This is a genomic window from Rhodococcus sp. KRD197 (assembly GCF_017168235.1).
Lineage (GTDB): Bacteria > Actinomycetota > Actinomycetes > Mycobacteriales > Mycobacteriaceae > Rhodococcoides.
In genome coordinates, this window is the sequence record NZ_JABFAO010000011.1 from 422,625 (window position 1) to 436,448 (window position 13,824).

At 63.6% G+C, this 13,824-nt stretch carries 14 protein-coding genes; 3 read left to right on the top strand and 11 right to left on the bottom strand.

The genetic code is table 11. The features are described 5' to 3' along the window. Positions 1-15: 15 nt before the first annotated feature. The 6 genes from J1M86_RS17780 to puuE form a co-directional block, all read right to left on the bottom strand. Positions 16-1,827 carry a penicillin-binding transpeptidase domain-containing protein gene (locus tag J1M86_RS17780; RefSeq protein WP_206510837.1) on the bottom strand — a complete coding sequence of 604 codons (1,812 nt, stop codon included), beginning with the start codon at positions 1,825-1,827 and terminating at the stop codon, positions 16-18. Between the two features lie 50 nt (positions 1,828-1,877). After that, positions 1,878-2,714 (bottom strand): GNAT family N-acetyltransferase, encoded by an 837-nt coding sequence (locus tag J1M86_RS17785; protein ID WP_206510838.1) that lies wholly within the window; start codon positions 2,712-2,714, stop codon positions 1,878-1,880. A gap of 147 nt (positions 2,715-2,861) precedes the next feature. Then, entirely contained in the window at positions 2,862-4,025 is a 1,164-nt protein-coding gene (ispG, locus tag J1M86_RS17790; RefSeq protein WP_206510839.1) for a flavodoxin-dependent (E)-4-hydroxy-3-methylbut-2-enyl-diphosphate synthase, read from the bottom strand. A 38-nt stretch (positions 4,026-4,063) separates the two neighbouring features. Continuing rightward, complete coding sequence (locus tag J1M86_RS17795) at positions 4,064-5,266, bottom strand: RIP metalloprotease (RefSeq protein ID WP_206510840.1); 1,203 nt, start codon at positions 5,264-5,266, stop codon at positions 4,064-4,066. 7 nt (positions 5,267-5,273) lie between these two features. Then, positions 5,274-6,434: a 1-deoxy-D-xylulose-5-phosphate reductoisomerase gene (dxr, locus tag J1M86_RS17800; protein WP_206511103.1), complete on the bottom strand. Its 1,161-nt coding sequence runs from the start codon at positions 6,432-6,434 to the stop codon at positions 5,274-5,276. 106 nt (positions 6,435-6,540) lie between these two features. Continuing rightward, positions 6,541-7,506, bottom strand: a complete 966-nt coding sequence (gene puuE / locus J1M86_RS17805; RefSeq protein WP_368857268.1) for an allantoinase PuuE — start codon at positions 7,504-7,506, stop codon at positions 6,541-6,543. Positions 7,507-7,706: 200 nt separating this feature from the next. Between puuE and J1M86_RS17810 the strand changes: the two genes are divergently transcribed. Next, positions 7,707-7,976 carry a DUF2631 domain-containing protein gene (locus J1M86_RS17810; protein ID WP_139318232.1) on the top strand — a complete coding sequence of 90 codons (270 nt, stop codon included), beginning with the start codon at positions 7,707-7,709 and terminating at the stop codon, positions 7,974-7,976. Between the two features lie 21 nt (positions 7,977-7,997). Here J1M86_RS17810 and rlmN read toward each other — a convergent pair whose 3' ends face one another. Further along, positions 7,998-9,062 (bottom strand): 23S rRNA (adenine(2503)-C(2))-methyltransferase RlmN, encoded by a 1,065-nt coding sequence (gene rlmN, locus J1M86_RS17815; RefSeq protein WP_241260324.1) that lies wholly within the window; start codon positions 9,060-9,062, stop codon positions 7,998-8,000. 236 nt (positions 9,063-9,298) lie between these two features. Here rlmN and J1M86_RS17820 point away from each other — a divergent pair, with 236 nt between their 5' ends. Further along, positions 9,299-9,727 (top strand): lipopolysaccharide assembly LapA domain-containing protein, encoded by a 429-nt coding sequence (locus tag J1M86_RS17820; RefSeq protein ID WP_241260191.1) that lies wholly within the window; start codon positions 9,299-9,301, stop codon positions 9,725-9,727. 105 nt (positions 9,728-9,832) lie between these two features. Further along, positions 9,833-10,672: a CoA ester lyase gene (locus tag J1M86_RS17825; RefSeq protein ID WP_206511107.1), complete on the top strand. Its 840-nt coding sequence runs from the start codon at positions 9,833-9,835 to the stop codon at positions 10,670-10,672. Here J1M86_RS17825 and J1M86_RS17830 read toward each other — a convergent pair. The 4 genes from J1M86_RS17830 to pyrH form a co-directional block, all read right to left on the bottom strand. Further along, positions 10,669-11,403, bottom strand: coding sequence for a class I SAM-dependent methyltransferase (locus J1M86_RS17830; RefSeq protein ID WP_075840112.1), 735 nt, complete (start codon positions 11,401-11,403; stop codon positions 10,669-10,671). The genes J1M86_RS17825 and J1M86_RS17830 overlap by 4 nt on opposite strands. After that, positions 11,400-12,365 carry a phosphatidate cytidylyltransferase gene (locus tag J1M86_RS17835; protein WP_075840113.1) on the bottom strand — a complete coding sequence of 322 codons (966 nt, stop codon included), beginning with the start codon at positions 12,363-12,365 and terminating at the stop codon, positions 11,400-11,402. The genes J1M86_RS17830 and J1M86_RS17835 overlap by 4 nt, the downstream gene beginning before the upstream one ends. 25 nt (positions 12,366-12,390) lie before the next feature. Beyond that, the gene (gene frr / locus J1M86_RS17840) at positions 12,391-12,948 is read right to left on the bottom strand and encodes a ribosome recycling factor (RefSeq protein WP_075840114.1); all 558 of its coding nucleotides are present in this window, start codon (positions 12,946-12,948) and stop codon (positions 12,391-12,393) included. A gap of 61 nt (positions 12,949-13,009) precedes the next feature. Next, entirely contained in the window at positions 13,010-13,738 is a 729-nt protein-coding gene (pyrH, locus tag J1M86_RS17845) for a UMP kinase (protein WP_075840115.1), read from the bottom strand. Between the last annotated feature and the right edge of the window lie 86 nt (positions 13,739-13,824).

Consider the following 13,824-nt stretch of genomic DNA (forward strand, 5'->3'; position numbering starts at 1 on the left):
GCTACTGCCGCCGTTTCAGTATCCCGGCGGTAGCTGCTCGAACATATCTCGCGTGACGGCCACAGCGTTGTCCGAACTGCCGCCACGCACCACCAGAGTCGCGAAGGCCAGGTCGCCGCGATAGCCGACGAACCATGCGTGTGAACCGCCTTCGACTTCAGCCTCTCCTGTCTTGCCGAACACCTCGCCCTGATCCGCGATGCGATCGGCTGTGCCACTCGTGACCACCGAGCGCATCATTCCGCGCAGCCCGTCGACCATGGCCGGCTCGATCGGGGGGTGATCGCCCTCGATCGTGGTGTCCGCACCGACGATCAACGTCGGGATCGGAGTCGATCCGTTCGCGACGGTGGCTGCGGCCAACGCCATTCCGAAGGTGGAGACGACAACTCGGCCCTGCCCGAATCCGTCCTCGGTTCGCTGCACGAGCTCGGCGGCGGGCGGAACCGATCCGGAGTCGGTGGGCAGGCCCGTCACCTCGTAGTCGGGTCCGATACCGAACTGCGATGCCGCAACCGTCAGTGCATCGGGCCGCATCTCACTGGCCAGCTTCGCGAACGAGGTGTTGCAAGAACGGGTGAACGCCGTCGCCATGCTCACGTTCCCAAGCGAGAACTCGTTGTAGTTGGGGATGCTGCGTTCGCCGATGACAATGCGGCCAGGACACGGAACAGTGGTTGCCGGACCCGCGATGCCCTCCGAGATCGCTGCTCCGGCGGTGATGATCTTGAATGTCGATCCGGGCGGGTACAACCCAGCCGAGGCAACGGGACCATCTCGATCTGCTTCCTCGTTCTGCGCCACGGCAAGGATCGCCCCCGTCGACGGTTCGATGACAACCATCATCGCCTGCTCGACACGCGCGTTCACCGCATTCTGAGCAGCTACCTGGATATTGCGATCCAGCGTGACCGAGAACGACGGCGCAGGCTCGGGCGGTGTGTCGGTCAGTACGTCGACTTCGACGCCGTTCCGATTCACCGTCACCACGCTCCATCCGGCCTGACCGTCGACCTCGTCGATCACGGCCTTTTTGACCTGCGAAACGAGATCGGGTGCGAAGGTCCGGTCGGTAGAGACGAGATCCGATTCGTCGGAGATACTCACGCCGGACAGCACCGAAAGCGGCGCCGCCACGCTTCGATAGTCCTCCTCACGGAGCAGAGCTACCGGGTATTCCCCGTCGATGGACGTCGCGGACTCGACGATGCTCTGGGCGGAGAGCCCGGGGGCCAACGGCTCGAGGATCTCGACGAGTTTCGTCGCCGACTCGACGACGTTCGCCGCCTCGTCGGCGTCGATCTTGATCCGGTACACGACGCCCGGGACCAGGACGTCGGTTCCGGACCTCTCGTTCACTCGCGCCCGTGGGGGCGCGGTGGAACGCAATGCCATGGTCTGGGTTTCACCGAGACCGGGGTGAATGTCGGTCGAGGTCCACCGAACACCCCATTGGTCGTTGGCTCTGCCCATCTGCAGTTCACCGTCGTAGGTCCAGACTCGATCCCGCGGTAGCTGCCACCGGTAGGTGTAGCCGACCGTTGCGGTGTCGCCGTTGACCCGTACGGAAGTTGTTGTCGCCTCGAGTGATTCGGCCTGCAGGTTGTCCCAGGTCTCGGCGAGTGCCGCGGCGGCCGCCGCCGGTCGATCCGTGTCGGACGCCGCGGTATCGATATCGCGGGCGGAAATGGCGGCGAGATACGCCTGCGCAGCAGGTTCGGGACCGTCCGGACTCGGCGTACACGCCGACGACGACGCCACGATCGCGAGGGCAACCGCAACAGTCGAGATTGCGCGCCGCGCGCGTCGGACATCCGGAAATCTCATCGTACCCATCGTAGTTCGGCTTCTGCGCAACTACAGTCAGCGAATCGCGGTCAGTCGAGAAGAACCGTCGCAAATGTCGCGACTTGAGTCAGTCCGATGCGCGCGTAGGCGCGCCTGGCCGGAATGTTGAAGCTGTTGACATACAGGCTTGCCGTTCGGCCGCTGCGCACGACTGCATCGACGACGCTGGCAGTGCCGGCGGACCCGATCCCGCGTCCCCGATAGAGCGGATGCACCCACACTCCCTGGATCTGGCCCACGGTCGCCGATTGAGATCCGATCTCCGCCTTGTAGATCACCTCGCCGTCTTCGATACGCGCCCACGCGCGACCGGCGGCGATGAGACTGCCGATTCGACGTCGGTAACCCCGACCACCATCGTTGGCGCGAGGATCGACCCCGACTTCCTCGATGAACATCGCGACCGCAGCCGTGAGATACACCTCGATTTCGTCGGCCCGAACGAGCCGCACACCAGGATCGGGCGCGAAGGTCGAGTACTGCGAGGTGGCGAGCAGCGGTTGCTCGCTGCGCAGTTCACGAGGCGGACCCCAATCCGGTTCCAACATCTCCCACAGCGGCAGCGTCAGCTCAGCCCGTCCGACGAGCGAGGAACACATACGCGGTCCACGGCAGGCCCGGTCTGCGAACGAACGCAGATCGTCCACCGAACCTCTCAGTGGGACGAGATTCGCACCGTAGAAACACAGCGACTCGTCCGGACCGCCGCGACTCCACATCTCACCGTGAAACGAGCGCGGGTCGAGACCGTTCTCCTGAACGCGCGCCGCAATCATGCAGGACGCTATGGGATCAGCATCGAGCACGCGCAGCACGTTGGACGTGTCCTTGCCACTCAGAGGCTTCGCACCGAGAAGCTTGAGCACCTGGGGTCACCTCCTGCCCGCCGCATCCACGTGGAGACAGCGTCACCGAGCACAACATCACCGAGCCGAACGTGCGCCGATCGCCGAGTCACCGCTCACAGATTGCCAGACTTTCGAGGCGACGTCGGGCATTCCTGCCACTTCGCCTCAACCGACCGTGACGACCGGCGTGCCGGGATCGGCACCCTCACCTTCGCCGAACTCCTCGGCGATGCGCATCGCTTCCTCGATCAACGTCTCCACGATCTGCGCTTCGGGGACCGTCTTGATGACCTTCCCCTTGACGAATATCTGGCCCTTGCCGTTGCCCGAAGCCACTCCGATGTCGGCGTCTCGCGCTTCGCCGGGACCGTTGACGACGCACCCCATCACGGCCACACGCAACGGTATGTCCATGCCCTCCAGCCCTGCGGTGACTTCGTCGGCGAGGGTGTAGACGTCCACCTGCGCGCGTCCACAAGACGGGCAGGAGACGATCTCGAGTTTGCGTGGACGCAGGTTGAGCGATTGCAGAATCTGATTGCCGACTTTGATCTCCTCGGCCGGCGGAGCCGACAGCGAGACGCGAATGGTGTCGCCGATGCCGCGAGAGAGCAGCGCACCGAAGGCGACCGCCGACTTGATGGTGCCTTGGAACGCGGGGCCGGCCTCGGTGACGCCGAGGTGCAGAGGGTAGTCGCACTGCGCTGCGAGCTGCTCGTATGCAGCGACCATGACAACCGGGTCGTTGTGCTTGACGGAGATCTTGATGTCGCCGAAGCCGTGCTCCTCGAACAGGCCGGCCTCCCACAGTGCCGACTCGACGAGCGCCTCGGGCGTCGCCTTTCCGTACTTGTCCATCATTCGCTTGTCGAGCGACCCCGCATTGACGCCGATGCGAATCGGAATGTTCGCATCACCTGCCGCCTTGGCGACCTCTTTGACTCGGCCGTCGAACTCCTTGATGTTTCCTGGGTTGACGCGCACTGCAGCGCAGCCCGCATCGATCGCGGCGAATATGTACTTCGGTTGGAAGTGAATATCCGCGATGACCGGGATCTGGCTCTTCTTGGCGATGACGGACAAGGCGTCCGCATCCTCCTGGGTGGGGCATGCGACGCGCACGATATCGCAACCGGATGCCGTCAGTTCCGCAATCTGCTGCAGAGTCGCGTTGATGTCGTGAGTCTTGGTCGTGCACATCGACTGCACCGAAATAGGATGGTCACTACCCACCCCAACCGATCCGACCTGCAGTTGACGCGTCTTCCGGCGGGGTGCGAGTACGGGAACCGGAGGAGCCGGTATTCCCAATCCGACTGACACAGTCACTTCGTTGCCTTCTTCCCTAGCTATATGCACGAGTCTAGCTAGAACAATTGAATGGGGTTCACGATGTCCGCTGTGAGCGTGAGCAACATGTATGCCCCACCGATCACGATCACCACATATGTCGCGGGCATCAGCTTCATGTAATCGACCGGCCCACCGTTCGGCAGACCACGCCGATTGCGGAAGAAGTTGCGAATCCGCTCGTAGATGGTCACCGCCATATGCCCACCGTCCAGCGGCAACAGCGGCAGCAGGTTGAAGATTCCGAGGAAGAAATTCAAACTCGCCAGCAGCAGAATGAACACCGGCCATAAGGACCGCTCTACCAGCTGCCCGCCGATGACACTGGCACCTACCACGCTGATCGGTGTCTCCGGATCGCGCTCACCGCCGGTGACGGAGGTCCAGAGGTCGGCAACCTTGCTGGGCATCTGCACCAGGCGCTCGGCGGTCTCGACGAACATTTCGCCGGTGAAGGCAAAGGAGGCCGGGATGGCCGCGAGCACGTTGTACGGCTCGACGATTTCCCGCGCCACACCCACGGCTCCGACAGTCGCGGATCTGATGCCATCCTCGGTTCCATCGCTGACCCAGCGCTGAACCTGCTGAACCTGCACCGGGAACGTCAGCTGCTCGCCATCGCGTTCGACGACGAAATCGACCGTCCCCGACAGTGGCTGCGTGGCCGCGACGACGTCGGAGAACGTCTCGGTCTCGGTGCCGCCCACCGAGGTGATCACATCGCCCGGTCGGATCCCCGCAATGGAGGCCGGGGAAGGACCGCTGCACGCGGGGAAGCTCAGGTCCTCGTTCTGTGTCGTCGTCACGCACGGCGTCTCTGCAACCACCGCCCCTGCAGTGAGTTGCGGCAGCCCCCAGCCCACGGCCAGGATGAAGATCAGCACGAAGCCCAGGAGGAAGTTCATCCAGATTCCGCCCATCATCACCAGCAGACGCTTCCACGTCTTCTGCCGGTACATGGCACGGTCTATCTCGTCCGGTTCGAGAACGTCGATCGCAGTCATTCCGGCGATGTCGCAGAAGCCGCCCGCAGGTATGGCCTTGAGGCCGTACTCGGTTTCGCCTCGCCGGAACGAGAACACCTTGGGGCCGAAGCCGATGAAGAACCGCCGTACCTTCATGCCCGTGGCGCGGGCGGTCCACATGTGACCGGCCTCGTGCAGGGCGATCGACACAGTGATGCCCAGAGCGAAGAGAATGACGCCGAAAGCGAACACCATCGTTGATTCAGTCCTTCTGGTTCAAGAACGAGCGGGCCTGCCTGCGTGCCCAGGAATCGGCTTCGAGTACATCGTCCACGCCGCGGGGGGTGGACGTCCAATCGCCGCTACCTGCGTCGACCACCTGAGCGACGGTCTCGACGATCCGCGGAAAGCTGATACGTCCGGCGAGGAACGCCTCGGCGGCTACCTCGTTGGACGCGTTGTAGACCGCGGTCATACATCCGCCGAGAATTCCGGCTTCGCGGGCCAGCTGGACGGCCGGGAACACTCGATCGTCGAGCGGTTCGAAATCCCAGGTGAAGGACGTGGTGAAGTCGATGGCCCGGGCCGCGTTACGCACTCGGTTCGGCCATGCCAGCGCCAGCGCAATGGGTAGACGCATATCGGGCGGGCTCGCTTGCGCAATCGTGGAACCGTCGAAGAACGTCACCATGGAGTGGACGATGGACTGGCGATGCACAGTGACGTCGATTCGGTCGTACGGAACACCGAACAACAGGTGTGTCTCGATGAGTTCGAGCCCCTTGTTCACCAGGGTGGCCGAGTTCAACGTGTTCATCGGCCCCATCGACCAGGTCGGATGCGCCGCTGCCTGCTCGGGTGTCACAGATTTCAGTTCCACCTCGGACCAGCCTCGGAACGGGCCACCGGATGCCGTGAGGATCAACCGCTCCACTTCCTCGGCGCGGCCACCGCGTAGACACTGAGCCAGTGCGGAGTGTTCGGAATCGACCGGAACGATCTGCCCCGGCGCGGCAGCGGAAACGACGAGCTCGCCGCCGGCGACCAGCGACTCCTTGTTCGCCAGAGCCAGGGTGGCGCCCGAGGCGAGCACGGCGAGAGTCGGTTCGAGCCCGCGCGAGCCGACCAGCGCGTTGAGGACGATGTCCGCCTGTACGGATTCGACCAATTCTGTGACTGCCCGATCACCGACCAGGGTGTCGGGCCGATTCAGTTCGGCGCCCGCCGCCGGGTCGGCCACCGCCACCGCAGTGACACCGGTTTCGCGAATCTGTTTGCTCAGTAGGTCGAGGTTGCCACCGCCCGCTGCAAGCCCGACCACTTCGAACTGCGACGGATTTGCTGCGATGACGTCGAGAGCCTGCGTACCGATGGATCCGGTGCTACCCAGAACGAGCACGCGCTTTCGAGGACGATCCCCCATGGCCGGCGTGTCGATGGCGATCTCGGCGTGTGTTCGATGCTCTGGCACCCGTTCATTGTCCCTGATGGAGTCTGAGAGACAGCTATGTGTCGACGGCCTGCCCGTTTCACGCCGGATGCGGGTGGTTCGCCGCCCAGTGTCGGGCGATATCGACGCGTCGCGCGATCCAGACCTTGTCGTGGCTCTGCACGTGGTCGAGGAACCGCTCGAGCGCGGCGATCCGAGCCGGGCGACCCACCAGTCGACAGTGCAGCCCGACCGAGAGCATCTTCGGTGCGCCCGCCACTCCCTCCGCGTACAGGACGTCGAAAGCGTCGCGCAGGTGCGCGAAGAACTCCTCGCCCGTCGAGAATCCGCCCGGCGACGAGAATCGCATGTCGTTGGTGTCCAGCGTGTACGGGACCACGAGGTGCTGCGTCGTTCCGGAACCCACGTCCACCCGTTCCCAGTACGGGAGATCGTCGGCATACGAGTCGGAATCGTAGAGAAATCCACCGTGCTCGACCACGAGCGATCGCGTGTTCGGCGAGTCACGTCCGGTGTACCAGCCGAGCGGAGCGCTTCCGGTCAACTCCGTCAGAATGTCCACGGCCTCGGCCATGTGGGCACGCTCGACATCCTCGTCGACCATCTGATAGTTGAGCCAACGCAACCCGTGCGAGGCGATCTCGTGACCGTGCTCGACGAAAGCAGCCGCGGCTTCGGGGTTGCGTTGCATCGCACGTGCGACAGCGAAGACCGTCAGGGGCAGACCGCGCCGTGAGAAGACCCTCAGCACTCGCCACACGCCGGCGCGTGAGCCGTATTCGTACAGAGATTCCATGCTCTTGTGTCGATTGGGGAAAGACTGAGCACCGATCATCTCCGACAGAAAGGTCTCCGAACCCGCGTCGCCGTCGAGAACATTGTTCTCCGAGCCCTCCTCGTAATTGAGGACGAACTGCAGCGCGATCCGCGCGCCCCCGGGCCACGCCGGATCGGGCGGGATGGCGCCGTAGCCGACCAGGTCCCGTGGATAGGCGGACCCTGCGGGACGAGCGGCCGGTGTACGAGGCGCACCTTCGGTGTTCACGCCGAGCAGTCTCCCAGCAACTGCCTGCCGGCGCTCGACTACTTCCCTGACGGGCGCGACTACTTCGCTGACGGGCGCCCGACACACACCGTCGGGGCCCAGCCGACCCTGCTGGCTACGACGGCCGGTCGTATGCAAACATTGTCACCATCGATGCATGCCGTACCGACGGTGTGAACATGACCCGAGAGGATCGACCGGTGGCCCAAACCGAGCTGACCCCCGCTTCGTACGACCCGGTCGAGTACACCCACGAGGACATCGCCGAGGTGCCGTCGGCCGATTGGGGCTGGACCGGGGAATCCCGGCGCGCCATGCGAATCGCCGCACTCGTCGTCGCGGCCTTCCTACTGTTCATGATGCACGGCAATCACACCGGACTGGTCGAGGACCTCTACCTCATCGGCTTCGCGGTCGTCCTCGTCGGCATCGTGGTGCGCGACATCATCGTCCGACGCAAGCCGCGGTAACGAACGGCCCGAAGCTCCTCGTCAGTTCTCCGCCGCGAGCTGACCGCAGGCGGCGGCAATTTCCTGTCCGCGGGTATCACGGACGGTGCACGAGACGCCCTGCGCGATCACTCTTCTGACGAATTCACGCTCGACGTCCTTGGGGCTCGCGTCCCATTCACTGCCCGGCGTCGGGTTCAGCGGAATGAGATTGACGTGCACCCGGGAGCCGAGCGCTTTGTGCAGCTTCTTGCCGAGCAGGTCCGCTCGCCACGGCTGATCGTTGACTTCCTTGATCATGGCGTACTCGATCGAGACTCGGCGGCCGGTTCGATCGGCGTAATAGCGGGCCGCTGCCAGAACCTCCGCCACCGACCAGCGGTTGTTCACCGGCACAAGGGTGTCGCGTAGTTCGTCGTCGGGAGTATGCAAGGAGACCGCCAACGTCACCGATAGCCCTTCGTCGGCGAGCTTGCGGATCGCCGGTGCCAACCCCACGGTCGACACGGTGACCGAACGCTGTGACAGACCCAGACCGTCCGGTGCGGGTGAGACGATCTTGCGTACCGCCGCGACGACGCGCTTGTAGTTGGCAAGGGGCTCCCCCATCCCCATGAACACCACGTTCGACAACCGTCCTTGACCGCCCGGCACGACACCGTCACGCAGGTCGGCGGCCGCAGAGCGGACCTGATCCACGATCTCGGCGGTGGTGAGGTTCCGGTCGAGTCCGGCCTGGCCGGTGGCGCAGAACGGGCACGCCATTCCGCAACCCGCCTGACTGGATATGCACAGCGTCGCTCGATCCGGATAGCGCATGAGCACGCTCTCGAGCAGCGTCCCGTCGTTCGCCTTCCACAAGGTCTTGCGTGTATCGCCGTCGTCGCAAGACAGATGCTTGAGCGGGGTGAGCAACGGGGGAAAGAGATCGGCACCGACCTTTTCCCGGGCCGAGGCGGGCAGGTCTGTCATGTTCTTCGTGTCGGCTTCGAGCCTGCCGTAATAGTGGCGAGCGAGCTGGTCGGCACGGAACGCAGGTAGGCCTAGTTTCTTCACAGCCTCCCTGAGGCCCTCCCGATCAAGATCGGCCAGGTGCCGCGGGGGCATACCGCGACGCTTGTCCGCGAACACCAACGGAAGCGACGGCCTCGTCGTCGTGGGCGTGTTGTCGTCGGTGGTCACATCGGATGCGGTAGCGGGGTCACTCATAATGCCTACCAGTGTCCCATTAGCAGGCCGTGAGTCCTATTCGTAGACCACGCGGGCGGTCTGGTTTTCACTCCCCCGCATACGGGTAAACACATGGCACGCTAGATCGGGCTTCGGCATGGAAGGATCGCACAATGACCACTCCGACAGGCGATGGCAAGTACGCGGACCCTACCGGTGAGCCCCTGAGCTCCCGAGATCGATCGGATTCGGACCGAGCACCGTCACCGATCACGACGCCCGATTCCGACGAGCACAGCGCACCCGACCCGGACTCAGTCCACGATGACCGGCTGCCATCCGGGCAGTCGCCCGACGGAATCGCGCACACGAGAGCTGCAGCTCTGTGGACCGGATTGGTCGTCGGCGCGCTCGTTCTGATTCTCTTGCTGGTGTTCATTCTGCAGAATCTCGATGCAGTCCCAGTGAACATCTTCATCTGGACATTCGACCTGCCTCTCGGCGTGGCGATGCTGCTGGCCGCAATCGCCGGCGCCCTGGTGATGGCCTTGGCAGGCGGGGTTCGCATCCTGCAGATCAGACGCGCAGCGAAACGAAAGTAGTTCACGAATCGATGAACACTATGCACAGAAGCTCGCTACGCCCGACTGAATCGATCACGATTGCGGTGCCCCACCTCACCGCAAGGAGTTGATGTGACCACTTTCATGCAGAATCGAGTGACACCAGCGGTCGCGCCGGACCGCGCACGCTCGTGGCTGCTGGTGCCGGCCACCCGGCCCCAAGCCTTTTCCGCCGCTGTCGACTCCGAGGTCGACGCGGTGATCCTCGACATCGAAGATGCCGTCGCCCCTGCAGCGAAACCGGCTGCGCGTGAGGCTGTCGTGTCCTGGCTCGAGGCCGGGAACACCGCGTGGGTTCGAATAAACGACGCCACCACGTCGTTCTGGGCCGACGATCTGGCCGCCCTCGCCGGTGTGGGAACCCTCGCCGGCATCATGCTCGCGAAGACCGAGAGCGGAAGTCAGGTCGACGCCACGGCGGCGAGGCTCCCTGAAGGCACCCGGATTCTTGCGCTCGTCGAATCCGCGGTAGGCCTCGAAGCCGTCGCCGAGATCGCGCGCGCCGATTCGACCTTTCGGCTCGCTTTCGGCAGCGGCGATTTCCGCCGCGACACCGGAATGAGCGACGAACCACTTGCCATGGCGTATCCACGGTCGCGACTCGTAGTCTCCTCGCGCGCGGCCCGACTCCCGGGCCCGATCGACGGACCGACTCTGACGGCGAACGACGGAATTCTTGCCCGGGACTCGGCGCTGACGGTGTCGATGGGCATGACCGGAAAACTGTGTATGCATGCCGAACAGGCACCCATCGTCAACCGAGAGTTGGCCCCGACACCGAACGACGTCACCTGGGCCCACGAGGTCGTCGAAGAACTCGGTGCAGACGGCGCACACGTCAAGGACGGCAGTGACCTGCCTCGATTGGCCAAGGCTCTGAAAATCCGCGCGGCCGCCGACGTATTCGGAATCCGAGCTGACTAGAGCGACCGAGGTCCGAGCCGGCTCGTCTCGAGCCCGCTGGGCTTGGCTCGCCAGTGCACGCGATACCGCACTCCGAATTCGAGGTTGGGAACACTTCGAGCCGCCCGCTCCGCTGTCCGCCTGGTGAATTCGATTCCCAGCACCGAACGCAGCGTTTGCCGGTCCTCGAAGCGCCATCGAGTATCGACTCTGCGCAACGCGAATCCTTGCGCGTCGAAGAACCCCTCGACGGCCGCGCAGTTGTATTTCGGTAGATCAGCCCGCATCCAATGACCATAGGGCGAAGCGGAAACATCGAGATCAACCACGATCAAGGTCCCACCTGGACGGAGAACTCGCATCGCCTCGGTGATTCCGGCTCCACATCCCGGACCGAAGAAGTACGCGGTGCGGGCGTGCACGATGTCGGCCACGGAGTCTTCGAGTGGGATTTCCTCGGCATGACCTGTGAGCACCTCGACATTGCTCGATCCTGAGACGCGTACTCGCGCGCGGCGGACCATCGGCTCATACGGTTCGATGCCCACCACTCGCCGAGCCGAGGCGGCGAACCCGGGAAGGTGAAAGCCGGTGCCACAGCCGACGTCGACGATGGTTGCGCCATCCCAGGGTGCAATTCGGCGCAGTTCGGCCGGGATCGCGCCATCGACATCCTGCGCTCGGTTCTCTGCCTCGTAGATCTCGGGCCAGTGCCAGATGTTCGGGCTGGGAATGGTCCGGCGATCGGTCACAACAGGATTGCGAAGACCAGCCACGCGACGAACGCCGACGGAAGCAGGGAGTCCAAGCGGTCCATGATGCCGCCGTGGCCCGGCAGCAGCGTACCCATGTCCTTGATCCGCAGATCTCGTTTCACCTGTGACTCGATCAGATCGCCGAGGGTTCCCGACACGACCAGGACGACTCCCAGCAGCACACCGATCAGCGAATTCGCTCCGAGAATGAGCGTGACGGTCAACAGTGAGCCGATCACGCAGAACAACAACGAACCCGCGAGTCCTTCCCAGGACTTCTTCGGACTGATTGCCGGCGCCATCGGGTGCTTTCCGAACAGCACCCCAGCGACGTACCCGCCCACATCGGAGCAGACCACGGCGATGAGGAAGACGAGCACCCGTTCGGGACCGTTGTCCTCGAGGACCATCAACACGGCAAACGAGGCGAGAAGCGGCAACCAGCATGCCACCAGCACCGTTACCGAGAGTTCGCGCAGATAGTTCTTCGGTGCAGACCTGAGACCCTGCTGTAGCAGCAGCCACACCATGCAGACCAGGACTGTTCCCGCGGTGGCGCTGAGGACACCGGTGGTCCCCCACGGCCAAGCCGACCAAATGATCGCCTGACCACCCAGTATCAGCGGGATACGCGGTACGAGAACAGCCGCTTCGCGGAGACGATCGGCAACCTCGTAGGTGGCGACCGCGAGCGCCACGGACACCACACCGATCCACACCAGGGGCACGAACACCATGATCAGGATCAACGAGATCCCCAACGCAGCGCCCACTGCAATGGCGGCGGGTAGATTTCGACCCGCCTTACCGGGGGGCTTCGCAGCGTGGTCCGGCGCGCCGGGCACCGAACCCGACGCGCCCGGGGTCTGTCCCGGCCCGTCGGCCGCCGAAGGATCGGAACCGGCAGACCCACGTGGCCGATCCGAACCCACCACGACGCCATCTCCTTGCTTTGTCATCTTGTACAACCGAACTCGACCGAGGTCAGACCTCCATCAAGTCGGCTTCCTTGCGCTTGACCAACTCGTCGATCGACGCGGTGTATTTCGCGGTGGTTTTGTCGAGTTCGTTCTCCGCACGCACCACATCGTCCTCGCCCGCTTCGCCGTCCTTCTGGATCCGCTTGAGCTCTTCCATCGTCTTGCGCCGAACGTTGCGGATGGAGATCTTCGCGTCCTCACCCTTGCCCTTCGCCTGCTTGACGAACTCGCGGCGTCGTTCCTCGGTCAACTGAGGCACGCCGATGCGAATGAGGTTGCCGTCGTTGGTGGGATTGACACCCAGATCGGAGTTGCGAATCGCAGTCTCGATCGGACCGAGCTGAGAAGCCTCGTACGGCTTGATGACCACCAACCGCGCTTCGGGGACATTGATGCTCGCGAGCTGGGTGATGGGCGTCAGCGCACCGTAGTACTCGACGACGATGCGATTGAACATGCCCGGATTCGCTCGACCGGTCCGGATGGACGAGAGGTCATCACGCGCAACGGTGACAGCCTTCTCCATCTTTTCCTCGGCATCGAATAGCGCTTCGTCGATCACGGTCTGTCCTCCATCGTCATCGCTGGAAATCCAGCTTGTCTACCTGTGTTGTCGGCGTCGCTCACGACTGCACCAGAGTTCCGATGTCCTCGCCTGCAACAGCACGCGCTATGTTCCCCTGCGTGAGGAGGTTGAAGACCATGATCGGCATCTGGTTGTCCATGCACAGGCTGAACGCCGTGGCGTCTGCGACCTTCAGGCCCTTCTCGATGACCTGACGATGAGTGATGGTCCGATACATCGTCGCGTCGGGATCGACACGAGGATCGGCGGAATACACTCCGTCGACGGCCTTGGCCATCAGAAGTACCTCCGCGCCGATCTCGAGCGCGCGCTGCGCCGCCGTGGTGTCAGTGGAGAAGTACGGCATGCCCATGCCTGCACCGAAAATGACGACGCGACCCTTCTCCAGGTGTCTGCGGGCACGCAACGGTAGATACGGCTCTGCAACCTGACCCATCGTGATCGCGGTCTGGACGCGGGTGGCTACCCCCTGCTTCTCCAGGAAGTCCTGCAGAGCAAGGCAGTTCATGACTGTTCCGAGCATGCCCATGTAGTCCGAGCGGGAACGATCCATTCCCCGCTGCTGCAGTTCGGCGCCGCGGAAGAAGTTTCCTCCCCCGATGACGACAGCAACCTGAACCCCGGTCGAGACGACCTCGGCGATCTGTTCGGCAACGTTGTTGACCACGTCAGGATCCAGACCCACCTGGCCTCCGCCGAACATTTCACCACCCAGCTTGAGCATCACACGCTTGAACCCGGGGCGGTCGGTGGCGGGATCGGTCATAGCTCTCCTCGGTTCTCGCCTGTCGATTGCGCACGATAAAGCAAGGTGCACTGATTTCCAACGATAATTCTGCGCACCCACACTCA

Coding starts and splice junctions, on each gene's coding strand:
- J1M86_RS17795 (WP_206510840.1), bottom strand. CDS start 5,266: ATGGTGTTCGCTTTCGGCGTCATTCTCTTCGCTCTGGGCATCACTGTG.
- J1M86_RS17820 (WP_241260191.1), top strand. CDS start 9,299: ATGACCACTCCGACAGGCGATGGCAAGTACGCGGACCCTACCGGTGAG.
- pyrH (WP_075840115.1), bottom strand. CDS start 13,738: ATGACCGATCCCGCCACCGACCGCCCCGGGTTCAAGCGTGTGATGCTC.
- J1M86_RS17835 (WP_075840113.1), bottom strand. CDS start 12,365: ATGACAAAGCAAGGAGATGGCGTCGTGGTGGGTTCGGATCGGCCACGT.
- rlmN (WP_241260324.1), bottom strand. CDS start 9,062: ATGCCCCCGCGGCACCTGGCCGATCTTGATCGGGAGGGCCTCAGGGAG.
- J1M86_RS17780 (WP_206510837.1), bottom strand. CDS start 1,827: ATGAGATTTCCGGATGTCCGACGCGCGCGGCGCGCAATCTCGACTGTT.
- dxr (WP_206511103.1), bottom strand. CDS start 6,434: ATGGGGGATCGTCCTCGAAAGCGCGTGCTCGTTCTGGGTAGCACCGGA.
- J1M86_RS17825 (WP_206511107.1), top strand. CDS start 9,833: ATGCAGAATCGAGTGACACCAGCGGTCGCGCCGGACCGCGCACGCTCG.